Origin of the sequence: Pseudomonas sp. MPFS (genome assembly GCF_022537035.1) — a bacterium.
Classification (GTDB): domain Bacteria; phylum Pseudomonadota; class Gammaproteobacteria; order Pseudomonadales; family Pseudomonadaceae; genus Aquipseudomonas; species Aquipseudomonas sessilinigenes.
Genome location: NZ_CP066123.1, coordinates 1,795,644 through 1,817,624 on the forward strand (window position 1 = coordinate 1,795,644; position 21,981 = coordinate 1,817,624).

Genomic DNA, 21,981 nt, shown 5'->3' on the forward strand with positions numbered 1-21,981 from the left:
CCGTCATGTTCAACGGCAAGTCGATTTTCATCTCTGGCGGTACCGGCTCCTTCGGTCGCAACTTCATTCGCCGCCTGCTTGAGCTGTACCAGCCCAAGCGGGTGGTGGTGTTCTCGCGCGATGAGCTCAAGCAGTACGAAATGCAGCAGACCTTCAATGCGCCCTGCATGCGTTACTTCCTGGGGGATGTGCGTGATGCCGAGCGGTTGCGCCAGGCCATGCGCGGTATCGACTTCGTGGTCCATGCCGCGGCCCTGAAGCAGGTTCCGGCGGCGGAATACAACCCGACGGAGTGCATTCGTACCAACGTCAATGGCGCCGAGAACATCATTGCCGCGGCGATCGACAATGGGGTGAAGAAGGTCGTGGCCTTGTCTACCGACAAGGCTGCGAGCCCGATCAACCTGTATGGCGCGACGAAGTTGCTGTCGGACAAACTGTTCGTTGCCGCGAACAATATTGCCGGCGAGCAGCCCACTCGGTTCGCCGTGGTGCGTTATGGCAATGTCGCAGGCTCCCGTGGCTCGGTGGTGCCGTTTTTCAACAAGCTGATAGCCGAAGGGGCGAGCGAGCTGCCGATCACCGATGAGCGCATGACCCGGTTCTGGATCACCCTGGACCATGGTGTGCAGTTTGTCCTCGACAGCTTTGCCCGCATGCACGGTGGAGAAATCTTCGTGCCGAAGATTCCTTCGATTCGCATCCTCGACCTGGCTTCGGGCATGGCTCCACATCTGCCCCACAGGCAGGTGGGCATCCGTCCTGGAGAGAAGCTCCACGAGTTGATGGTGCCTTTGGATGATGCACGCATGACCCTGGAATTCGCCGATCACTACACGATCCAGCCGTCCATTCGCTTTACCAGCGTCAATGTTGATTTCGCCATGGATGGGGTAGGGGAGAAAGGTGTGCCGGTAGCCGAGGATTTCGAGTACCGCTCCGACACCAATCCGCAGTTTCTCTCCGTGCGCCAGATTGCCGAGCTGCATGAGGGAATCCTGGCATGATCCCCTACGGTCGCCAGAGCCTGGACCAGGCGGATATCGATGCCGTGGTGCAGGTCCTGCAGTCCGACTGGCTGACCCAGGGGCCGGGCATCGAGGCCTTTGAGCAGGCGATGGCGCTGCGTTGCCAGGCGGCCCATGGCGTGGCGGTATGCAATGCGACATCAGCCCTGCATATCGCTTGCCTGGCTGCCGGCCTGGGCCCCGGCGACTGGCTGTGGACCAGCCCCAACACCTTCCTGGCGTCGGCCAACTGTGGGCGTTATTGCGGGGCACAGGTGGATTTCGTCGATATCGATCCACATACCTGGAACCTCGATGCCCAGGCGCTGGAGCGCAAATTGCTGCTCGCCGCTGCCAAGGGGCGCCTGCCCAAGGTGCTGGTGGCCGTGGCCTTCTCTGGGCAAAGCTGTGACATGCGCCGGCTGGCGGAGCTCGCCGAGCGCTATGGCTTTATCCTGATCGAGGATGCCTCCCATGCCGTTGGCGCCAGCTATGCCGGGCGTCCGGTGGGTTGTGGCGAGTTCGCGGCGATGACGGTGTTCAGTTTTCACCCGGTGAAGATCATTACCAGTGCCGAAGGTGGCATGGTCATGACCAACGACGCTGAGCTGGCGGACCATTTGCGGCGCTTGCGCAGCCATGGCATGACCCGTGACCCGGCGCAGATGAGAGGGGATTCCCACGGCCCCTGGTACTACCAACAGACCGAACTTGGGTTCAACTACCGGATGACGGACCTGCAGGCGGCCCTGGGGTTGTCGCAGTTGAACAAGCTGGACGAGTTCGTGCAGCGCCGTCGTTACCTGGCCGAGCGCTACCGACAGCGGTTGCAGGAATTGCCGCTGACGCTGCCGCGGTCCCAGGCTGAAGCGCAGTCGGCCTGGCACTTGTATGTCGTACGGTTGCAGCCTGAAGGCCTGCGGCGTTCCCATCGAGAGGTTTTCGAGGGCCTGAGGGCCGCGGGAATCGGCGTCAACCTGCATTACATCCCGGTGCACCTGCAGCCCTATTACCAGGACCTGGGTTTCGCCGCAGGGGATTTTCCCGAGGCCGAACGCTATTACGCCCAGGCCATCAGCTTGCCCATGTACCCCGGATTGAGCGACGACGATCAGGATTACGTGGTCGAGCAGTTGCGACGCTTGCTCCGGGCACCGGAGGCCGCGTGAGCGCCGTCGCGATCATTCCCGCCCGTGGCGGCAGCAAGCGGATCCCGCGCAAGAACCTCAAGCCCTTCGATGGCGTACCGATGATCGTGCGCTCGATCGACATCGCCCGTGCTTCGGGGCTGTTCCAGCACGTGGTGGTCAGCACCGATGATCCTGAGATTGCCGAGCTGGCCGTGGCCCATGGCGCTGAAGTGCCTTTTGTTCGCCCCGAGAGCCTGGCGGATGATTTCACTGGCACTGCCGCGGTCATCGTCCATGCCTTGCAGGCGTTGCGGGAGCAGGGGCGGGTGTTCGAATACGCCTGTTGCATCTATGCAACTGCGCCGTTGCTGCAGCAGCGCTACCTGCGCCAGGGGCTGGAAGCGCTGGTGGCGCATCCGGAACGAGGGTTCGCTTTCTCGGTGTGTGGCTTTGGTTTTCCGGTGCAGCGGGCATTGACCCTCGATGCCGATGGCGCCGTGCAGGCCCTGTATCCGGAGTTTCGCCAGGTTCGCTCCCAGGACCTGCCGGCGGCCTACCAGGATGCCGCGCAGTTCTATTGGGGGCGGACCCACGCCTGGCTGGAGGGCCAGATACTGTTTTCGCCTCGCAGCCTGCCAGTGATCCTGCCGCGCCATTTGGTGCAGGACATCGATACCGAGGAAGACTGGCGGCGTGCCGAGTATCTGTATGCCGCGCTCAAGGCCGGAGGCGAGCTGGAATGAGGGTGCTGATTCGCGCAGATGCCTCGCCGGCCATCGGCAGCGGGCATGTGGCCCGATGCCTGACCCTGGCCAGGGCCCTGCGTGCGCAAGGTGCCAACGTGGCGTTCGCTTGCCGGCGTTTGCCCGGCCATCGCCTGGCCGACTTGCAGGCCGAAGGGTTCCAGGTTTTCGAGTTGCCCGCGGTCTATTCCGGCGAGCAGCCGGGTGCCGGCATCGAGGCCGCCTTGCCCTGGCAGGCGGATATCGCGGCGCTGGCTACGGCGCTGGGCGAGCAGTCACGCTTCGACTGGGTGCTGGTGGATCACTATGGCCTGGATCATCAGTGGCAGCGTGCTGCACGCCAGTGGGCGCCACGGATTGCCGCGATCGACGACCTGGCCAATCGCCGGCATGCCGTGGACTTGTTGCTGGACCAGAACTTCAGCGGCACCGCCGAGGCTTATGCAGGGTTGCATGATGATACTTGCCGCACCCTGTTCGGCCCGCGCTTCGCATTGTTGCGTGAGGCGTTCCAGCGTCCGGCGCGGGTGATCCTGCCTCGGGCGCGACGAGTGCTGGTGAACTTCGGTGGTTTCGATGCTGCGCGCCAGACTCACAAGGCCATGCTGGCGCTGGCGCAATTGCCCGAGCTGGACGTGGACTTTGTCGCCGGCAACGAAAACCCTGACTGGCAGGCCATGCAAATGCTGGCAGCGACCAGGCCGAACTGGCGACTGCATGGCTATGTCGCGGATTTTGCCGGGCTCCTGGGGGCGGCCGACCTGTGCCTTGGGGCCGGCGGCGGTACCAGTTGGGAGCGTGCGGCGCTAGGGGTGCCTAGCGTCTGCGTCAGCGTGGCTGCTAACCAGGAGGCCAACGCCCGGCTACTGGCCGAGGCGGGAGCCCATCTGTACCTGGGGCGTTGCGAAGAGGTCAGTGTCGAGCAGCTACGCCAGGCCTTGGGCTTGCTTGTCGAGAATCCCGGCTTGCGTCACTGCCTGGCCGAGCGCGGGCGTGAGTTGGTGGATGGCCTGGGCGTGCAGCGCGTCGCTGCGGCGCTGTTCTGCGCGGTGTTGCGCTGGCGGCCGGCCAGCTTCGCGGATGCCAGGCTGTTGTTCGAGGGGCGCAACGCCGAAGCCGTAAGGCGCTGGTCAAGGCAGTCCGAACCTACGGGCTGGCAGGAGCATGTGCAATGGCTGACAGGCGCCCTGGGCGACCCAGAACGCCTGTTGCTGATTGCCGAGCTGCTTGACGGTCCTGTGGGCATGCTGCGCTACGATCGCCAGGGAGAAGTGGCCGAAGTGTCGATCTACCTGTTTGCCGGGCGATTCGGCCAGGGCTGGGGGCGCGCGTTGCTGGAGCAGGGCGAGGGCCACCTGATGCGCCACTGGCCTGAGGTCAAGCGCCTGCGGGCCCAGGTATTGGCGCAGAACCAGGTTTCGCTGGCGCTGTTTCGCGGGGCCGGTTATGAGCAGGGGGCTTGCGAATTCACCCGTGTACTGAAGGAGTCTCTGGATGACTAGTTTCAAGATCGGCTCGCGCTCCGTGGGCGCAGGCGCCGCGCCGCTGATCATCGCCGAGATGAGTGGCAACCATAACCAGTCGCTGGATCTGGCCTTGCGAATCGTCGAGGCGGCAGCCAAGGCCGGAGCCCACGCGCTGAAGCTGCAGACCTATACAGCCGATACCATGACCCTGGACCTGGATCAGGGTGAGTTTTTCATCAAGGATCCGGATAGTCTCTGGGCTGGCTCCTCCCTGTACGAACTGTATCGGCAGGCCCATACCCCCTGGGAGTGGCACGAACCGATCTTCGCCCGGGCGCGGGAGCTGGGCATGCTGGCATTTTCCACGCCTTTCGATGAGAGCGCGGTGGACTTTCTCGAAGGCCTCGGGGTTCCGGCCTATAAGATCGCCAGTTTCGAAAATACCGACCTGCCGTTGATTCGTCGGGTCGCGGCCACGGGCAAGCCGTTGATCATTTCCACGGGCATGGCCAGCATCGCCGAGCTGGACGAAAGCGTACGGGTTGCCCGCGAAGCCGGCTGCCGCGACCTGGTGCTGCTCAAGTGCACCAGTACCTATCCGGCCTCGCCGGCCAACAGCAACCTGCTGACGATTCCGCACCTGCGGGCGTTGTTCGGTTGTGAGGTGGGGTTGTCCGATCACAGCATGGGCGTCGGGGTTTCGGTAGCGGCCGTGGCCCTGGGGGCCACGGTGATCGAAAAGCATTTCACGCTGGATCGCGCGGCGGGCGGCGTCGATGCCAGCTTTTCCCTGGAGCCTGCGGAGCTGGCCAGCCTGGTGGTGGAAACCGAGCGAGCCTGGCAGGCCATGGGGCAGGTGCGTTATGGCCCGACCCAGGCCGAGGGCAAGTCCCTGGTGTATCGCCGTTCGTTGTATGTCACCCGGGACATGCAGGCCGGGGAGTTGTTCTGCGCCGACAATGTACGGGCGATTCGCCCCGGACTGGGGTTGGCGCCCAAGCACTATGAGGCGTTGCTCGGGCGGCGCGCGCGCCAGGCGCTGAAACGTGGCACCGCGCTGGATTGGACGCTCGTCGAATAAGCCTTTATCCGGGTGATTCGGTCCAATGGCGTGACCTATAGGTCATAACGTGCATCTTCACTGTAATGTATGGCTCGGGAAGATGGCGCCAGCCTTGCGTGACAGCCCATGGTTCTTCCCGATAACGCTATGCTCGCGGAATCATCCGTGTTTTTTCGGCAGCCCCTGCCAGGTGACTGAGCGGGGGTATTGAGCTGTTTATTATTGGGAAGCCGTAATGATTGGCATAAAAAGCATTGCGAGCTACGTGCCTGTAGCCGGCCTGGATAACTACGCACAAGGTGCAAAATTCGGCAAGGATGAAGAGTTCATCCTGGGCAAGATCGGATCGGCCTTCCTGCCTCGCAAAGAGGCCGCCCAAGAAACTTCCGACCTGTGCGTCGAAGCTGTCAATGCATTGTTCGCCAACAACCCCGAACTCAAGCGCGAAGCCATTGACGTGCTGATCGTGGTCACCCAGAACGGCGACGAGGAGGGCTTGCCCCATACCGCGGCGATCGTTCAGGACAAGCTGGGCCTTCCAACCAGCCTGGCGGCCTTCGATATTTCCCTGGGTTGCTCCGGGTATGTCTACGGCATCTATGCCATCAAGGGCTTCATGGAGGCCGCAGGGCTGAAAAATGGCCTGCTGGTGACTGCCGACCCTTATTCGAAGATCGTCGATCCCGAGGATCGCAATACCACCATGTTGTTCGGTGATGCGGCGACCGCCACCTGGTTGGGTGAGGATGCACCCTGGCAGTTGGGCAAGGCCAAGTTCGGCACCGATGGCTCCGGAGCTGCGCACTTGAAGGTGTCCGATGGTGTGTTCTTCATGAATGGCCGCCAGGTGTTCAACTTCGCCCTGCTCAAGGTGCCGGCCCACCTGCACGAACTGCTGGGTGAGTCAGGCTTGCAGCCTGAGGATATCGATGCCTTCTGCATCCACCAGGGCAGTGCCGCCATCGTTGACGCCGTGGCCCGGCGTTTCGAGGACAATCCTGAGAAATTCATCAAGGACATGGTGGAAACCGGCAATACTGTGTCTTCGAGCATCCCGCTGCTGTTGGAGAAGCACATGTTCGACTCCAGCTGGAAGCGCGTGGCCCTGAGCGGCTTCGGTGTTGGCCTGTCCTGGGGGTCGGCGATCATCTACCGCGCGTGACGACCTGCTCACGGCGACAAATGGGGCGCTCAAGCCATGGTCTTGAGCGCTTTTTTTTGCACTACTCAAAAGGCGAGGCAGCATGAGCGACTGCTTTGAACATAACGCCCGGGTACTGAGAGAGCGCTGGCCGGCGCTGCAGGCCCGGATCGAGGCTGAGGATGGCGCCGCCTTGCAGGCGGACCTGGTGCAAGGACTGGGGTCGACCCTGAGCATTTCCGGCATCCAGTTGACCAGCCGCCATGACCGTACCCTGGAGGCTCAGCAACAGGCGGCCAGCTTGCCCCAGGAGGCGGTGCTGCATTTGTATGGAACGGGGCTTGGCGACCTGCAGTTGGAGTTATTGGCCAGGCCATCCCTTGAGCGCCTTTATGTGCATATTCTCAACGGCGCCGTGTTCAAGCTGGTGCTGCAGCTGCTGGAGCAGGACGGCTGGCTGGCCGATCCGCGGGTGGAGTTGCTGTACGCCGGTGACTTGCGCGAGATCCAGTTGCCGTTCTTCGCCCTGCCGGCCGAGCTGGTGCTGGCGGACGATCACAGCGCGAAGATTCGTGACCGGCTGATCAGCGAGACCCACCTGGCCTTCAATAACCGACTGTTCAGTGAAGATGTGGAGCAGCTACAGGAGCGGCTTGTGGCCGTGGAGCCGTGGGTCGCGATCGATCCTGATGTCGCCCAGCTGTTCGATACCTGTGTTGGGCGAGAGGTTTTCGTCATCGCTACCGGGCCGAGCCTGGAGCAGCACTTTGGTGCATTGCGTGCCTTGGCCGGCCAGGCGCACAGGCCGCTGTTGATGTGTGTCGATACGGCCTATATGCCGCTGCGCAGGAATGGCATCCGGCCGGATCTGGTGGTGAGCATCGACCAGCGGATCTCCACTCGGCACCTACCGCCCGAGGACAGTGAGGGGACGATCCTGGTCTATATGCCCCTGGCCGATCCGCAGGTGCTCGAAGGCTGGCAGGGGCCGCGTTATGTCGGCTACTCGGCCAGCGATGTGTTCCAGGCGCTGCGCCAGCGCCTGCCTCGCGCGCAGCTGCACTCTGGCGGGAGCGTGATTCATCCGGCGGTAGACCTGGCAGTGAGGATGGGCGGCAAGCGCATCACGCTATTCGGTGCAGATTTTGCGTTTGCGCTAAACCGTACCCATGCCGGCTGGGAGGATGGGGATCTGGGGCCGCAGCTGGGCGTGGCCAGGCATTGGGTGCTCGATGGCCACGGGCAGCGGGTGAGGACCCAGCTCAATTTTCGCAGTTACCTCTGCGAGTTGGAGCGATACATCGAGACTCGGCCTGATGTTGCTTTCTTCAATACCAGCCGTAGCGGCGCGATGATCGCCGGTACCACCTTCCATGGAGACTATGTCCAATGAAGTCGCTTGAGCCGTTGCTGGCCCGCGCTCGGGCGGTTGCCAGGCTGTTTCGCCTGGGGTGCGATGTCGAGGCGGCGGGAGTCATGGTCGACCTGTTCGAGTCGGTGCAGGCACGGGTGGATACCGCACCGGGGGCGTTTCAGCAGGACTGGGCCCGGCTGTTGGGGGCGATGCTGGCGTGCCAGGAAGCGCAGAACTGGCTGGGGCTCGCCGACTATCTGGAATATGAACTGGTGGATTGGCTGCAGGAGGGGTTCGCCGATTGAATGTGTGCCTTGTCGGGCAAGGTTTTCTGGCGTCAGTTTTTCGTTGGGTAGGGGTTTAAGCCCTTGTATTTAAAGGGGTGGCAGGGTGATGGCAAATATTTTTGAAAAAGCCCTAAAGCAACTTGCATCCGCGACGATAACTATTACGAAGGTTCTCTAGGCCATTACCCGGCGGTTGCCAGGGCCGGAAGCCGCAGTACCCAACCAACGAGGAATTCGTCATGGCTTTAACAGTAAACACTAACGTTACATCGCTGAGCGTTCAGAAAAACCTGAACCGCGCTTCCGACGCTCTGTCGACTTCGATGACTCGCCTGTCTTCCGGCCTGAAGATCAACAGTGCAAAAGACGACGCTGCTGGCCTGCAGATCGCTACCCGTATGACTTCGCAGATCCGTGGTCAGAACATGGCGATCAAGAACGCCAACGACGGTATCTCCATCGCCCAGACCGCTGAAGGTGCGATGCAAGAATCCACCAACATCCTGCAGCGTATGCGTGAACTGGCTGTTCAGGCTCGAAACGACTCCAACGGCACTGCTGACCGTACTGCTCTGAACAAAGAGTTCTCGCAGATGTCGGACGAGCTGACCCGTATCGCCAAGTCGACCAACCTGAACGGTAAGAACCTGATCGACGGTACTGCTGGCACCATGACCTTCCAGGTTGGTTCCAACACTGGCGCTACCAACCAGATCACCATCACCCTGGCTAGCGGCTTCGACGCTTCCACCCTGGGTGTTGACTCCGGCACCATCGCCATCACCGGCGACAGCTCCAACATCGACACCAACGTTACCAAGTCGCTGGATGCCATCGACAAGGCGCTGCAGACCATCAACTCCAGCCGTGCCGACCTCGGTGCTGCCCAGAACCGTCTGACCAGCACCATCTCCAACCTGCAGAACATCAACGAAAACGCCAGTGCTGCACTGGGTCGCGTACAAGATACCGACTTCGCTGCTGAAACTGCCCAGCTGACTAAGCAGCAGACTCTGCAACAAGCTTCGACCGCAGTTCTGGCCCAGGCCAACCAACTGCCATCCGCTGTACTGAAGCTGCTTCAGTAATAGCTGGCTAAGCTTTGGCGGGGGAGTGCGCTGGTCGTGCTCTCTCGCTTTTTTACTTTAAGAGGTGGTGGACATGGATATGAGCGTGAAGCTGAACTTGTCTTATCCCGTGGCCAAGCCCGCGACGCCTGTCGCTGACCACCCTGTGGAAAAGTCTCAAGACCGTGTTCCTGCTGTGGCTGCTGTGGCTGATCCAGCCGTGCACACCCAGGAAAACAGGAAAGAGTCTCAATCCGAGCAGGAAAAAGTAAAGATGGCCGTGCAGGAAATCGAGAAGTTCGTCCAGTCGGTCAAGCGTAACCTGGAGTTCTCCATCGACGAGCCCTCCGGCAAAGTTGTAGTCAAAGTGATTGCCAGCGACTCGGGGGAAGTGGTTCGCCAGATCCCCAACGAAGAAGTGCTGAGACTGGCAAACAGTTTGAACGATGCCAGCAGCCTGCTGTTCAGCGCCAAGGTCTGATAGCTGGCACGAATATTGTTTTCTGTACTTTTGGACGCTGTGGCGGTCAAAAGACTGGCGGCACACTGAAGGGAGATACACATGGCAAGTCCAATTCTACCGGGTACCGGTCTGGGTTCCGGTCTCGATACCGGTGCCATCGTCAAGGCATTGGTCAATGCTGACAAAGCAGCCAAGCAGGGCCAGATCGACCGTGCAACCGCGAGCAACAGCGCGAGCATCTCCGGTATCGGAACCTTGCAATCGTTGCTGTCGACCTTTCAAAGCACCCTCTCGGTCGCCGGGCTGGGCAGTGCTGTCAATCCAGCCTTTACAGGTTTTGCCGCGACTTCCAGCGATGCCAAGTTCGTGGATGCCACGGCGGGTAATGACGCGGTTGCCGGCAAGTACACCGTTACCGTGCAAAACCTTGCTACTTCATCGAAAGTAGCCAGTCAGGCCTTTTCGGGTGGCGTTTCCAGCCCTATTTCGAAGGGTACCCTGACCATCACTCAGGGCTCCTCCAGTTACTCTCTGGCCGTCGGTGCGAATGCCACTTTGCAATCGGTGCGTGATGCGATCAACGCCGACTCCAAGATGGCGTCGTCCGGGATCAGTGCCAACATCGTGACCGACTCGTTCGGCTCGCGCCTGGTGGTCGGTTCTGATAAGACGGGCGCGGGTACCGACCTCTCCGTGAGCGGCATTCCCGAGCTGCAGATCGATGGCACCAAGGTGATGTCGGACGAGGCTAATCCGGTCACGGCCACTTCTTCCGGTGCCATTGGCAGCCTGGCTAAAGATGCCAAGTTCACGGTCGATGGAATGGCGCTGACCAGTAAGAGCAACACGGTCACCCAGGCCATCTCGGGGCTCAAGCTGAATCTCGTGGCACCAACGGCCCCCAATACTTCAATCACGGTGGAAGTGAAGACCAACACCGAGGGGCTCAAGACTTCCATCCAGAAGTTCGTCGATGCCTACAATGCCGTGGCCAACGGCATCTCGACCTTGACCAAGCCGTCCCTGGACGACGATGGCAAGCCGACCGTGCCCGCCCAGTTGACCGGTGACCCGCTGCCGCGCTCTATCCTGGCGGCGATTCGTGAGCCGTTGTCGCAAGTAGGCGGCTCGGGCGGCAAGCTGACCGTGCTGGCGCAGTTGGGGATCACGACCAACCAGAAGACCGGTGCGTTGGATTTCGATGACAAGAAATTCACGGCAGCCATGAACGACAAGAAGCTGGGCGGCGAAGTGCAAAAGCTGTTCACCGGTGACGATGCCGTTCCGGGGTCGGGCCTGCTGGATCGCATGACTGCTGCGATCAAGCCATTCACCCAGGGCGTCGGTAAGACCGAGGGAATTCTGACCACTCGGACCAAGAACCTGGACCTGGTCAAGAAGAAGCTCACCGACCAGCAGGCTGCCCTGGATCGTCGGATCGAAACGCTGACCGCCGTGTTGACCAAGAAATACAACGACATGGACACCCTGGTCGGCAAGCTGAAGGCTACCGGCAACAACATCACTTCGATGTTCGAGGCATTGAACGCGCAGAAGAAATCCTGATATACAGTCTGCGCCAAAAGCCCGGCAGCGTTTTCCAGCGCTCCGGGCTTTTGCATTTGACCTAAAGTTTTTTGACGTTGCGTCGATACGCTGTTTATACAAACCCTTGAGTTTTGAAGAGGTACCACATGAATCCGATGTTAGCCCTTCGCCAGTACCAAAAGGTGGGTGGACAGGCGCAGACCTCCGAGGCTAGCCCGCATCGCCTGGTGCAGATGCTGATGGAAGGTGGCCTGGATCGTATCGCTCAGGCCAAGGGTGCAATAGAGCGCAAGGATGTTGCCAACAAGGGCGTGTTCATCAACAAGGCCATCGGCATCATTGGTGGCTTGCGCGAAGGCCTGGACCTGGAAAACTCCATGGATACCCTGGGGGATCTGGACGGCCTGTACACCTACATGATGAAGCGCCTGACCGAGGCTAACATCAAGAGCGACCCGAAGATTCTCGATGAGGTCGCCGACCTGCTGCGTACGGTCAAAGAGGGCTGGGATGCGATCGCAGCCCCGGGTCCGCAGTTTTAAGGAGAAACACCATGAGTGCAGTCCTGCAACGCATTGAAGAAACTCGCGTGGCCCTGGTCGATGCCTTGGCCGAGCGCAATTGGCAAGCCATCGGTGAGTTGGACCTGGCCTGCCGTTCGTGCATGGAGGACGTACTCAGCGAAGCCGAGGTCGACGAGGCAGCCCTGAAGGACAATCTGGAGGAGTTGCTGGGGGTCTATCGGCAACTGCTGGAAGTGGCGACTGGCGAGCGCCAAGCGATATTCGACGAGATGTCGCAGATCCACCAAGCACAGAACGCAGCAAAGGTTTACCATTTGTTCGGTTAATGTCGAGTTGAACCGAACACTGCGCGCCATAAATTTGACTGTGCACGCTTTTTTGACTTAACTAGTGGCTGTTTTCAGATTTCAGGCGTCTATGAGGGCAGAAAATGCCTTCAAGCGCGTCTAGCTTGCCCCCTTTTTTTCGGGCATTGAGTTGACTAGGGAAGTTGCTATTGCATGTGGCGTGAAACCAAAATTCTGCTGATCGATGACGATAGCGTCCGCCGCCGCGACCTGGCGGTGATTTTAAATTTTCTCGGCGAAGAAAATTTACCCTGCGGTAGCCATGACTGGCAGCAGGCTGTCGACTCTTTGTCGTCCAGTCGTGAAGTTATTTGCGTCCTCATCGGGACCGTAAATGCTCCTGGCGCACTTCCGGGCTTGTTAAAGACACTCTCGACCTGGGATGAGTTCCTTCCGGTTCTGCTGATGGGTGAAAATTCCTCTGTTGATCTTCCCGAAGATCAGCGTCGTCGGGTGCTGTCCACCCTGGAAATGCCGCCTAGCTACAGCAAGCTGCTCGACTCGCTGCATCGGGCTCAGGTCTATCGTGAGATGTACGACCAGGCGCGTGAGCGCGGGCGTCATCGCGAACCCAATCTGTTTCGTAGCCTGGTCGGCACCAGCCGAGCGATCCAGCACGTCCGGCAGATGATGCAACAGGTGGCGGATACCGACGCCAGCGTGCTGATCCTTGGCGAGTCGGGTACCGGCAAGGAAGTGGTTGCACGCAACTTGCACTATCACTCCAAGCGCCGCGACGCGCCTTTCGTGCCGGTCAATTGCGGGGCGATTCCTGCAGAGTTGCTGGAAAGCGAGCTGTTTGGCCATGAAAAAGGCGCATTCACCGGGGCGATTACCAGTCGTGCCGGGCGTTTCGAGCTGGCCAATGGCGGAACGCTGTTCCTCGATGAAATTGGTGACATGCCGTTGCCGATGCAGGTCAAGCTCTTGCGTGTGCTGCAGGAGCGGACCTTCGAGCGCGTGGGTAGCAACAAGACCCAGGGTGTGGATGTGCGCATCATCGCTGCGACCCACAAGAACCTGGAAAGCATGATCGAGGTCGGCAGTTTCCGTGAGGACCTGTACTACCGCCTCAATGTGTTCCCCATCGAGATGGCCCCGCTGCGTGAGCGGGTGGAAGACATTCCACTGCTGATGAACGAGCTGATCTCGCGTATGGAGCACGAGAAGCGCGGTTCGATTCGCTTCAATTCCGCCGCCATCATGTCCTTGTGCCGTCATGGTTGGCCGGGCAACGTCCGCGAGCTGGCCAACCTGGTAGAGCGCATGGCGATCATGCACCCCTATGGGGTGATCGGCGTGGTCGAGTTGCCGAAGAAATTCCGCTATGTCGACGATGAAGACGAGCAGATGGTCGACAGCCTGCGCAGCGACCTGGAAGAGCGGGTGGCGATCAACGGCCATGCCCCGGACTTTGCTTCCACCGCCATGCTGCCGCCGGAAGGCCTGGATCTGAAGGACTACCTCGGTAGCCTGGAGCAGGGGTTGATCCAGCAGGCGCTGGACGACGCCAATGGCATCGTGGCGCGTGCCGCCGAGCGGTTGCGTATCCGGCGTACCACCCTGGTGGAGAAAATGCGCAAGTACGGCATGAGCCGTCGTGAAGGTGATGAGCAGGCGGATGATTGACGCCTGTTTTTCAAGTCTTTGAAATATGGGCGGTTTTTTTTAGGCACGGGTATTGCTAAGTCTCTCGTAACGTTCCGTTTAACTGACGGTCAGCCACGCGAGAGAGCCCCATGCCCCAAGCCGCCCAGATGTCTCCTGCCCCCGATACCCAGGGGCAATCGTCGTCCGTAGAGCAGGCAAGTCGGCTGGGTCTTGAGCAGGCCTTTGCCCTGTTCAACCAGGTATCGAGCCAACTTACTGACTCCTACAGCATGCTTGAAGCCCGGGTCACCGAGCTCAAGGGCGAGTTGGCGGTGGTCAGTGCCCAACGCATGCAGGAGCTGGCGGAAAAAGAACGCCTGGCCAATCGCCTGCAGAACCTCCTCGACCTGTTGCCAGGTGGCGTGATCGTGATCGATGGCCATGGCATCGTCAGCGAAGCCAACCCGGCCGCCTGTGATCTCCTGGGCTTGCCCCTGGAAGGGGAGTTGTGGCGCAACGTCATTACCCGCAGTTTCGCTCCGCGCGAAGACGATGGTCATGAGATTTCCCTGCGCGACGGTCGACGGCTGTCCATCTCGACCCGCTCGCTGGATGCAGAACCTGGGCAATTGGTGCTGCTCAACGACCTGACTGAAACCCGCCATTTGCAAGATCAGCTGGCTCGCCATGAGCGTCTGTCCTCCCTGGGCAAAATGGTGGCGTCCCTGGCGCACCAGATCCGTACGCCGCTGTCGGCGGCCTTGTTGTATGCCAGCCATTTGACCGAGCAGGAGCTGCCCGTGAGCACCCAGCAGCGTTTTGCCGGTCGGCTCAAGGAGCGCCTGCATGAGCTCGAGCACCAGGTGCGCGACATGCTGGTGTTCGCCCGTGGCGAGCTGCCGTTGACGGATCGCCTGACGCCCAGTGCCCTATTGCAGTCGTTGCAGGAAGCGGCCGCGCCTCATGTCCAGGAGGCGTCGGTGCGCTGGCAGTGCGATAGCCGCGAAGGCGAGCTGTTGTGCAATCGCGACACCCTGGTGGGGGCCTTGCTCAATCTGATCGAGAATGCGCTCCAGGCCAGTGCCGCAACGGCACGCTTGAAGGTCCACCTGTATCGGCGTGATGACACCTTGCGGTTGTGTATCAGTGACAATGGCAGTGGTATCGACGCTGCCGTGCTGGAGCGCCTGGGGGAGCCGTTTTTCACCACCAAGGCCAATGGAACAGGGCTTGGCCTGACAGTGGTCAAGGCGGTGGCGCGGGCTCATCAGGGAGAATTGTCACTGCGCTCGCGTCCCGGGCGTGGTACTTGCGCACTGGTGACCCTGCCTCTGTTCTCCAGTGCCCATGGAGTGGAGTGAAGGCAATGGCAATCAAGGTTCTACTGGTTGAAGACGATCGCGCCCTGCGTGAAGCGCTGGCCGACACCCTGCTGCTGGCGGGGCATGACTACAAGGCGGTCGGTAGCGCCGAAGAGGCATTGACGGCAGTGGCCAGCGAGTCTTTCAGCCTGGTGCTCAGTGACGTCAACATGCCCGGCATGGATGGCCATCAGTTGCTGGGCCTGCTGCGCGCGCGCCAGCCGCAGTTGCCGGTGCTATTGATGACGGCCCACGGCGCAGTCGAGCGTGCCGTGGATGCCATGCGCCAGGGGGCCGCCGATTATCTGGTCAAGCCCTTCGAACCCAGGGCCCTGCTCGATCTGGTGGCGCGTCATGCCCTGGGCTGCTTGGGAGTGAGCGACGATGAAGGTCCGGTCGCCTTCGAGCCGGCCAGCATGCAGTTGCTGGAGCTGGCGAGTCGAGTGGCCCGCAGTGATTCCACGGTGCTGATCTCCGGGGAGTCGGGCACTGGCAAGGAGGTGCTGGCGCGCTACATTCACCAGCATTCGCACCGTGCGAGCCAGCCCTTTATCGCCATCAACTGTGCGGCGATTCCGGACAACATGCTCGAGGCCACTCTGTTCGGGCATGAGAAGGGGGCCTTTACGGGCGCTATCGCAGCCCAGCCGGGCAAGTTCGAGCAGGCCGATGGTGGCACGATTCTGCTCGACGAGATCTCCGAAATGCCCCTCGGCCTGCAGGCCAAGCTGCTGCGGGTCTTGCAGGAGCGTGAAGTGGAGCGGGTCGGCGCGCGCAAGCCCATCAGCCTGGATATCCGCGTAGTGGCCACGACCAACCGCGACCTGGGGGGAGAGGTGGCGGCCGGGCGTTTCCGCGAGGACCTTTATTACCGCTTGTCGGTTTTCCCCCTGGCCTGGCGTCCATTGCGCGAGCGCACTGCCGATATTCTGCCGCTGGCCGAAAGATTGCTGCTCAAGCACGTCAATAAAATGAAGCATGCCGCCGCCAAGCTCTCGGTCGAAGCCCAGGCTTGTCTGTTGGCCTACCCTTGGCCGGGTAATGTGCGTGAGTTGGACAACGCATTGCAGCGGGCCCTGATCCTGCAGCAGGGCGGCCTGATTCGCCCTGAGGATTTCTGTCTCGCCGGGCCCGTTGCCTGTGCGCCGTTGCCGGCGCTCGCACCCGTTGGCCAGGCAGTCCGCGATTTTGTGGGGGAGCTGCCTGAGGCACCCCAGGAGTCGGGTGGCCTGGGGGACGATCTGCGGCGGCGGGAGTTCCAGATGATCATCGATACCCTGCGCTCAGAGCGCGGACGGCGTAAGGAGGCGGCGGAGCGCCTGGGCATCAGTCCGCGCACCCTGCGTTACAAATTGGCGCAGATGCGTGACGCCGGCATGGATGTCGAGGCCTATCTGTTCGCTACCTGATGAGAGGTTTACGAAGCCCAGGATGGGCTTTTGTCGAGTTGAGCCATGGAGCTGGCACCCTTGTTGCTAACACCTCACTAACCGCGGAGTGAGCGTCAAAAAAATGCGGGTCGTCAGAGAGAGTAGACCATGAGCCAAGGTATTGAATTTAATCGGTTGATGTTGGATATGCGGGCCATGCAGATGGACGCAATGTCGCAGCCAAAATCCGCCGCAGTAGCAGAGGTCGCCGGCAGCAGTTTCGCCGACCTGCTTGGCCAGGCCGTGAACAAGGTCAACGATACCCAGCAAGCCTCTAATCAGTTGGCCAACGCCTTCGAGATTGGCAAGAGCGGCGTCGATCTGACGGACGTGATGATTTCCTCGCAAAAGGCCAGTGTGTCTTTTCAAGCCTTGACCCAGGTGCGTAACAAGCTGGTTCAAGCGTATCAAGACATCATGCAGATGCCGGTTTAAGGACGAGATTGAGTCATGGCAGAAGCAGTCGCCGATAACGTACCGGCCAAGGCCACACCGCCGGTAGACGGGAAACCGCCGCTGTTCGGTTTGTCGTTCCTGGAAAACCTGTCCCAGATGACCATGCTGCGTCAGGTCGGCCTGTTGGTGGGCCTGGCCGCCAGCGTGGCGATCGGCTTTGCCGTGGTGTTGTGGTCCCAGCAGCCCGATTACCGGCCGCTGTATGGCAGCCTGGCGGGGATGGATGCCAAGCAGGTCATGGATACCCTGGCCTCTGCCGATATTCCCTACACCGTCGAGCCCAACTCCGGAGCCCTGCTGGTCAAGGCCGATGACTTGCCTCGTGCCCGCCTGAAACTGGCCGCCGCCGGCGTAGCGCCGGGCGATGGCAATGTCGGCTTCGAGATCCTCGATAAAGAACAAGGGCTGGGCACCAGCCAGTTCATGGAGGCCACCCGCTACCGCCGTGGTCTGGAAGGCGAACTGGCCCGCACTATTTCCAGCCTGAACAACGTCAAGGGTGCCCGGGTGCACCTGGCCATTCCGAAAAGCTCGGTATTCGTGCGCGACGAACGCAAGCCCAGTGCTTCGGTGTTGGTCGAGCTGTACTCTGGCCGCTCCCTGGAGCCTGGCCAGGTCATGGCTATCGTCAATTTGGTGGCGACCAGCGTTCCCGAGTTGAGCAAGTCCCAGGTCACCGTCGTGGACCAGAAGGGCAACCTGCTTTCCGACCAGGCGGAAAACTCCGCGCTGACCATGGCCGGCAAGCAGTTCGACTACAGCCGCCGCATGGAAAGCATGCTGACCCAGCGGGTGCATAACATCCTGCAGCCGGTGCTGGGTAACGATCGCTACAAGGCTGAAGTCTCGGCCGATGTCGACTTCAGTGCGGTGGAATCCACCTCTGAACAGTTCAACCCCGACCAGCCGGCCTTGCGCAGCGAGCAGTCGGTCAACGAGCAGCGTTCCAGCAGCAATGGCCCGCAAGGCGTTCCCGGTGCCCTGAGCAACCAGCCGCCGTCGCCGGCCTCGGCCCCGCAGACCACCGGTGGCGCTACCGCTTCTGCCGGTATGGTGCAGCCAGGGCAGCCGTTGCTGGATGCCAACGGCCAGCAGATCATGGACCCGGCCACTGGCCAGCCGATGCTCGCGCCTTATCCGTCGGACAAGCGTCAACAATCCACCAAGAACTTCGAACTCGACCGTTCCATCAGTCACACCAAGCAACAGCAGGGCCGCTTGAATCGCCTTTCGGTCGCCGTGGTGGTGGACGACCAGGTCAAGGTCAACCCGGCCAATGGCGAAACTACCCGTGCGCCGTGGAGCGCCGACGAATTGGCGCGCTTCACTCGCCTGGTTCAGGACGCGGTCGGTTTCGATGCCAGCCGTGGTGACAGCGTCAGTGTGATCAATGTGCCGTTCTCCGCCGATCGTGGGGAAGTGGTCGCCGATATTCCGTTCTACTCGCAGCCCTGGTTCTGGGACATCGTCAAGCAAGTGCTGGGCGTGCTGTTCATCCTGGTATTGGTGTTCGGTGTCCTGCGTCCGGTGCTCAACAACATCACCGGCGGCGGCAAGGGCAAGCAACTGGCTGGCCTGGGCAGCGACGTCGAGCTGGGCGGCATGGGCGGCCTGGATGGCGAGTTGGCCAACGACCGTGTCAGCCTCGGTGGTCCGCAAAGCATCCTGCTGCCGAGCCCGAGCGAGGGTTATGACGCTCAGTTGAATGCAATCAAGAGTCTGGTGGCAGAAGACCCGGGTCGAGTGGCCCAGGTCGTGAAAGAGTGGATTAACGCAGATGAGTGATAACCGAGCCGCTACCGCCAAACTGACCCGGGTCGACAAGGCTGCGATCTTGCTGCTGTCCCTGGGGTCCACCGATGCCGCGCAAGTGTTGCGCCACATGGGGCCCAAGGAGGTCCAGCGTGTGGGTGTGGCCATGGCGCAGATGGGTAACGTGCACCGTGAGCAGGTCGAGCAGGTGATGAGCGAGTTCGTCGACATCGTCGGCGACCAGACCAGTCTCGGCGTGGGCTCTGACGATTACGTACGCAAGATGCTCACCCAGGCCCTGGGCGAGGACAAGGCCAACGGCTTGATCGACCGCATCCTGCTGGGCGGCAACACCAGTGGCCTGGACAGTCTGAAGTGGATGGAGCCGCGGGCCGTGGCCGACGTGATCCGCTACGAGCACCCGCAGATCCAGGCGATCGTGGTGGCCTACCTGGATCCGGACCAGGCTGGCGAGGTGCTGGGCAACTTCGACCACAAGGCGCGACTGGACATCATCCTGCGGGTTTCTTCGCTCAATACCGTGCAACCTGCGGCGCTGAAAGAGCTGAACCAGATCCTCGAGAAGCAGTTCTCCGGCAACTCCAACGCTTCGCGTACCACCTTGGGCGGTATCAAGCGCGCCGCCGACATCATGAACTTCCTCGACAGCTCGATCGAAGGCCAGCTGATGGACTCGATCCGCGAAGTGGACGAGGACCTGTCCGGCCAGATCGAGGACTTGATGTTCGTCTTCAACAACCTGGCCGATGTCGACGACCGCGGGATCCAGGCGCTGTTGCGCGAGGTGTCTTCCGATGTGCTGGTGCTGGCCCTCAAGGGGTCGGACGAGGGCGTCAAGGAAAAGATCTTCAAGAACATGTCCAAGCGTGCCGCCGAGTTGCTGCGCGACGACCTGGAAGCCAAGGGTCCGGTGCGCGTCAGCGACGTGGAAACTGCGCAGAAGGAAATCCTCACCATTGCCCGCCGTATGGCCGAAGCCGGAGAGATCGTTCTCGGTGGGAAGGGCGGCGAAGAAATGATCTAAGGTCGCTTTATGTCGTCCAGCAGTGATGAAGCCCAGAGCGGACTGATCCGTGCTCGGGACGTAGAGGGTTTCGATGTCTGGGCGCTGCCCAGCTTCGACCCGGAACCCGAGCCGGAGCCGGAACCCGAGCCCGAGGAGATCGAGGAAGAAATCGAGGAGGTGCCGCTGGAGGAAGTCCAGCCACTGACCCTCGAGGAACTCGAGAGCATTCGCCAGGAAGCCTACAACGAGGGTTTTGCCACCGGTGAGCGCGAGGGCTTCCACAGCACCACGCTCAAGGTTCGCCAGGAAGCTGACGTCGCCTTGAATGCCAAGTTGCAGGCGCTCGAATTGCTGATGGGCAATCTGTTCGAGCCGATCGCCGAGCAAGACACCCAGATCGAGAAAACCCTGGTGGACCTGGTCAGGCATGTGGCGCGCCAGGTGATCCAGCGTGAGCTGGCGATGGACTCCAGCCAGATCGAACAGGTCATGCGCGAGGCCCTCAAGCTGCTGCCCCTGGGCGTTGGCAATGTGCGGCTGTATGTCAATCCGCAGGACTTCGAACAGGTCAAGAGCCTGCGCGACCGGCATGAAGAAGACTGGCGCATCGTCGAGGACGAGTCCCTGCTGCCGGGCGGCTGCCGGGTCGAGACCGAGCACAGTCGTATCGATGCCAGTGTCGAGACCCGGATTACCCAGGCCATGGACCAGCTCTTCGATCAATTGCACGAACAATCGCTGCATCCAGCGGCGGCGGACTTGAGCCTGGAGCTTGGGCCGCGTACGCCGGACTTGCCGCAGGCACCCGCTGCCGATCCAGGTGCTGAACAGGATGCCGAGCAGCCTGAGCCCACGGACCTTGTCCATGCGCCTTGATCGGACCAGCTTCGGCAAGCGCCTGGGCAGCTACGCCGAAGCCGTCAAGTTGCCGAGCCAGCCGGTCCTCGAGGGACGCCTGCTGCGCATGGTCGGCCTGACCCTGGAGGCTGAAGGCCTGCGAGCCGCCATGGGCACCCGCTGCCTGGTGATCAACGACGACAGTTACCACCCGGTCCAGGTCGAAGCCGAAGTCATGGGTTTCTCCGGGAGCAAGGTGTTCCTGATGCCGGTGGGCAGTGTCGCCGGGATTGCTCCCGGCGCTCGCGTGGTACCGCTGGGCGATACCGGGCGCCTGCCCATGGGCATGAGCATGCTCGGGCGAGTGCTGGACGGTGCCGGTCGGGCCCTGGACGGCAAGGGTGGCATGCGTGCCGAAGACTGGGTGCCGATGGACGGTCCGACCATCAACCCGCTCAATCGCGACCCCATCAGCCAGCCGCTGGATGTGGGTATCCGCAGCATCAACGGTTTATTGACAGTGGGTCGCGGCCAGCGCCTGGGCCTGTTCGCCGGTACGGGCGTGGGCAAGAGTGTGCTGCTGGGCATGATGACCCGCTTCACCGAGGCCGACATCATCGTGGTCGGGCTGATCGGTGAGCGGGGACGCGAGGTCAAGGAGTTCATCGAGCACATCCTCGGCGAAGAGGGGCTCAAGCGCTCGGTGGTGGTGGCATCGCCGGCGGACGACGCACCGCTGATGCGTTTGCGCGCGGCGATGTATTGCACGCGGATCGCTGAGTATTTTCGCGACAAGGGCAAGAATGTCCTGTTGCTGATGGATTCGCTGACTCGTTTTGCCCAGGCCCAGCGGGAAATCGCCTTGGCGATCGGTGAGCCCCCGGCGACCAAGGGCTATCCGCCGTCGGTATTCGCCAAGCTGCCCAAGCTGGTGGAGCGCGCGGGCAATGCCGAGGCCGGTGGTGGTTCGATCACGGCGTTCTATACCGTGCTTTCCGAAGGCGACGACCAGCAGGATCCGATCGCCGACTCGGCCCGGGGCGTGCTCGACGGACACATCGTGCTGTCCCGGCGCCTGGCGGAGGAGGGGCACTACCCGGCAATCGATATCGAGGCCTCCATCAGCCGGGTCATGCCGGCGGTGATCAGTGCCGAGAACATGGCGCGCGCCCAGTACTTCAAGCAGCTGTGGTCGCGTTACCAGCAGGCTCGCGATCTGATCAGCGTCGGGGCCTACGTCGCCGGTGGCGATCGCGACACCGATACCGCGATCTCCCTGCACCCGGCGATGGTGGCCTATCTGCGCCAGGGACTGAACGACAACGTCAGCCTGGGCCATAGCCAGACCCATCTGGAAATGTTGTTCTCCCAGATCGCGAGCGGGTAAC

The 21,981-nt window shown here is 61.4% G+C and carries 21 protein-coding genes; all 21 read left to right on the forward strand.

Features of this window, described 5'->3' with window-relative positions; all coding sequences use genetic code 11:
- Positions 1-5 precede the first annotated feature (5 nt).
- The 21 genes from pseB (at position 6) to fliI (ending at position 21,980) form a co-directional block, all read left to right on the forward strand.
- Positions 6-1,007, forward strand: coding sequence for a UDP-N-acetylglucosamine 4,6-dehydratase (inverting) (gene pseB, locus I9018_RS08310; protein WP_241109187.1), 1,002 nt, complete (start codon positions 6-8; stop codon positions 1,005-1,007).
- Entirely contained in the window at positions 1,004-2,176 is a 1,173-nt protein-coding gene (pseC, locus tag I9018_RS08315; RefSeq protein ID WP_241109188.1) for a UDP-4-amino-4,6-dideoxy-N-acetyl-beta-L-altrosamine transaminase, read from the forward strand. Before pseB ends, pseC begins: the two co-directional genes overlap by 4 nt.
- Entirely contained in the window at positions 2,173-2,880 is a 708-nt protein-coding gene (pseF, locus tag I9018_RS08320; RefSeq protein ID WP_241109189.1) for a pseudaminic acid cytidylyltransferase, read from the forward strand. The genes pseC and pseF overlap by 4 nt, the downstream gene beginning before the upstream one ends.
- Complete coding sequence (gene pseG / locus I9018_RS08325; protein WP_241109190.1) at positions 2,877-4,382, forward strand: UDP-2,4-diacetamido-2,4,6-trideoxy-beta-L-altropyranose hydrolase; 1,506 nt, start codon at positions 2,877-2,879, stop codon at positions 4,380-4,382. The genes pseF and pseG overlap by 4 nt, the downstream gene beginning before the upstream one ends.
- The gene (gene pseI / locus I9018_RS08330; RefSeq protein WP_124346109.1) at positions 4,375-5,427 is read left to right on the forward strand and encodes a pseudaminic acid synthase; all 1,053 of its coding nucleotides are present in this window, start codon (positions 4,375-4,377) and stop codon (positions 5,425-5,427) included. Before pseG ends, pseI begins: the two co-directional genes overlap by 8 nt.
- Before the next feature lie 217 nt (positions 5,428-5,644).
- On the forward strand, positions 5,645-6,571 hold the full coding sequence (locus I9018_RS08335; protein ID WP_124346110.1) for a ketoacyl-ACP synthase III: 927 nt from the start codon (positions 5,645-5,647) through the stop codon (positions 6,569-6,571).
- An 82-nt stretch (positions 6,572-6,653) separates the two neighbouring features.
- Complete coding sequence (locus I9018_RS08340; RefSeq protein WP_241109191.1) at positions 6,654-7,943, forward strand: 6-hydroxymethylpterin diphosphokinase MptE-like protein; 1,290 nt, start codon at positions 6,654-6,656, stop codon at positions 7,941-7,943.
- Positions 7,940-8,209 carry a hypothetical protein gene (locus I9018_RS08345; protein WP_241109192.1) on the forward strand — a complete coding sequence of 90 codons (270 nt, stop codon included), beginning with the start codon at positions 7,940-7,942 and terminating at the stop codon, positions 8,207-8,209. Before I9018_RS08340 ends, I9018_RS08345 begins: the two co-directional genes overlap by 4 nt.
- 221 nt (positions 8,210-8,430) lie before the next feature.
- Positions 8,431-9,279 (forward strand): flagellin domain-containing protein, encoded by an 849-nt coding sequence (locus I9018_RS08350; RefSeq protein WP_124346113.1) that lies wholly within the window; start codon positions 8,431-8,433, stop codon positions 9,277-9,279.
- Between the two features lie 73 nt (positions 9,280-9,352).
- Complete coding sequence (locus I9018_RS08355) at positions 9,353-9,739, forward strand: flagellar protein FlaG (RefSeq protein WP_241109193.1); 387 nt, start codon at positions 9,353-9,355, stop codon at positions 9,737-9,739.
- A gap of 81 nt (positions 9,740-9,820) precedes the next feature.
- Positions 9,821-11,287, forward strand: a complete 1,467-nt coding sequence (gene fliD / locus I9018_RS08360; RefSeq protein ID WP_241109194.1) for a flagellar filament capping protein FliD — start codon at positions 9,821-9,823, stop codon at positions 11,285-11,287.
- A gap of 128 nt (positions 11,288-11,415) precedes the next feature.
- A complete protein-coding gene (gene fliS / locus I9018_RS08365; protein WP_124346116.1) occupies positions 11,416-11,811 on the forward strand; it encodes a flagellar export chaperone FliS in 396 nt (131 codons plus the stop codon).
- An 11-nt stretch (positions 11,812-11,822) separates the two neighbouring features.
- On the forward strand, positions 11,823-12,119 hold the full coding sequence (locus I9018_RS08370) for a flagellar protein FliT (RefSeq protein WP_124346117.1): 297 nt from the start codon (positions 11,823-11,825) through the stop codon (positions 12,117-12,119).
- Between the two features lie 174 nt (positions 12,120-12,293).
- Positions 12,294-13,769: a sigma-54 dependent transcriptional regulator gene (locus I9018_RS08375; RefSeq protein ID WP_124346118.1), complete on the forward strand. Its 1,476-nt coding sequence runs from the start codon at positions 12,294-12,296 to the stop codon at positions 13,767-13,769.
- A gap of 128 nt (positions 13,770-13,897) precedes the next feature.
- A complete protein-coding gene (locus I9018_RS08380; RefSeq protein ID WP_241110122.1) occupies positions 13,898-15,091 on the forward strand; it encodes an ATP-binding protein in 1,194 nt (397 codons plus the stop codon).
- Between the two features lie 5 nt (positions 15,092-15,096).
- Positions 15,097-16,500 (forward strand): sigma-54 dependent transcriptional regulator, encoded by a 1,404-nt coding sequence (locus I9018_RS08385; protein ID WP_241109195.1) that lies wholly within the window; start codon positions 15,097-15,099, stop codon positions 16,498-16,500.
- A 129-nt stretch (positions 16,501-16,629) separates the two neighbouring features.
- Complete coding sequence (gene fliE, locus I9018_RS08390) at positions 16,630-16,956, forward strand: flagellar hook-basal body complex protein FliE (RefSeq protein WP_068578565.1); 327 nt, start codon at positions 16,630-16,632, stop codon at positions 16,954-16,956.
- Positions 16,957-16,971: 15 nt separating this feature from the next.
- The gene (fliF, locus tag I9018_RS08395; protein WP_124346121.1) at positions 16,972-18,762 is read left to right on the forward strand and encodes a flagellar basal-body MS-ring/collar protein FliF; all 1,791 of its coding nucleotides are present in this window, start codon (positions 16,972-16,974) and stop codon (positions 18,760-18,762) included.
- Entirely contained in the window at positions 18,755-19,774 is a 1,020-nt protein-coding gene (gene fliG, locus I9018_RS08400; RefSeq protein WP_011059975.1) for a flagellar motor switch protein FliG, read from the forward strand. The genes fliF and fliG overlap by 8 nt, the downstream gene beginning before the upstream one ends.
- A 9-nt stretch (positions 19,775-19,783) precedes the next feature.
- Positions 19,784-20,632 carry a flagellar assembly protein FliH gene (fliH, locus tag I9018_RS08405; RefSeq protein ID WP_241109196.1) on the forward strand — a complete coding sequence of 283 codons (849 nt, stop codon included), beginning with the start codon at positions 19,784-19,786 and terminating at the stop codon, positions 20,630-20,632.
- On the forward strand, positions 20,622-21,980 hold the full coding sequence (gene fliI / locus I9018_RS08410; RefSeq protein WP_068578559.1) for a flagellar protein export ATPase FliI: 1,359 nt from the start codon (positions 20,622-20,624) through the stop codon (positions 21,978-21,980). Before fliH ends, fliI begins: the two co-directional genes overlap by 11 nt.
- Position 21,981 lies beyond the last annotated feature (1 nt).

What these genes read in the sequence shown, in the direction of transcription:
- I9018_RS08375 (WP_124346118.1), top strand. Translation starts at nt 12,294, where the DNA reads ATGTGGCGTGAAACCAAAATTCTGCTGATCGATGACGATAGCGTCCGC.
- I9018_RS08370 (WP_124346117.1), top strand. Translation starts at nt 11,823, where the DNA reads ATGAGTGCAGTCCTGCAACGCATTGAAGAAACTCGCGTGGCCCTGGTC.
- I9018_RS08380 (WP_241110122.1), top strand. Translation starts at nt 13,898, where the DNA reads ATGTCTCCTGCCCCCGATACCCAGGGGCAATCGTCGTCCGTAGAGCAG.
- I9018_RS08335 (WP_124346110.1), top strand. Translation starts at nt 5,645, where the DNA reads ATGATTGGCATAAAAAGCATTGCGAGCTACGTGCCTGTAGCCGGCCTG.
- I9018_RS08340 (WP_241109191.1), top strand. Translation starts at nt 6,654, where the DNA reads ATGAGCGACTGCTTTGAACATAACGCCCGGGTACTGAGAGAGCGCTGG.
- pseC (WP_241109188.1), top strand. Translation starts at nt 1,004, where the DNA reads ATGATCCCCTACGGTCGCCAGAGCCTGGACCAGGCGGATATCGATGCC.
- fliE (WP_068578565.1), top strand. Translation starts at nt 16,630, where the DNA reads ATGAGCCAAGGTATTGAATTTAATCGGTTGATGTTGGATATGCGGGCC.
- pseI (WP_124346109.1), top strand. Translation starts at nt 4,375, where the DNA reads ATGACTAGTTTCAAGATCGGCTCGCGCTCCGTGGGCGCAGGCGCCGCG.
- fliD (WP_241109194.1), top strand. Translation starts at nt 9,821, where the DNA reads ATGGCAAGTCCAATTCTACCGGGTACCGGTCTGGGTTCCGGTCTCGAT.
- I9018_RS08350 (WP_124346113.1), top strand. Translation starts at nt 8,431, where the DNA reads ATGGCTTTAACAGTAAACACTAACGTTACATCGCTGAGCGTTCAGAAA.
- fliH (WP_241109196.1), top strand. Translation starts at nt 19,784, where the DNA reads ATGTCGTCCAGCAGTGATGAAGCCCAGAGCGGACTGATCCGTGCTCGG.
- pseG (WP_241109190.1), top strand. Translation starts at nt 2,877, where the DNA reads ATGAGGGTGCTGATTCGCGCAGATGCCTCGCCGGCCATCGGCAGCGGG.
- I9018_RS08345 (WP_241109192.1), top strand. Translation starts at nt 7,940, where the DNA reads ATGAAGTCGCTTGAGCCGTTGCTGGCCCGCGCTCGGGCGGTTGCCAGG.
- I9018_RS08385 (WP_241109195.1), top strand. Translation starts at nt 15,097, where the DNA reads ATGGCAATCAAGGTTCTACTGGTTGAAGACGATCGCGCCCTGCGTGAA.
- pseB (WP_241109187.1), top strand. Translation starts at nt 6, where the DNA reads ATGTTCAACGGCAAGTCGATTTTCATCTCTGGCGGTACCGGCTCCTTC.
- fliF (WP_124346121.1), top strand. Translation starts at nt 16,972, where the DNA reads ATGGCAGAAGCAGTCGCCGATAACGTACCGGCCAAGGCCACACCGCCG.
- fliS (WP_124346116.1), top strand. Translation starts at nt 11,416, where the DNA reads ATGAATCCGATGTTAGCCCTTCGCCAGTACCAAAAGGTGGGTGGACAG.
- fliG (WP_011059975.1), top strand. Translation starts at nt 18,755, where the DNA reads ATGAGTGATAACCGAGCCGCTACCGCCAAACTGACCCGGGTCGACAAG.
- fliI (WP_068578559.1), top strand. Translation starts at nt 20,622, where the DNA reads ATGCGCCTTGATCGGACCAGCTTCGGCAAGCGCCTGGGCAGCTACGCC.
- I9018_RS08355 (WP_241109193.1), top strand. Translation starts at nt 9,353, where the DNA reads ATGGATATGAGCGTGAAGCTGAACTTGTCTTATCCCGTGGCCAAGCCC.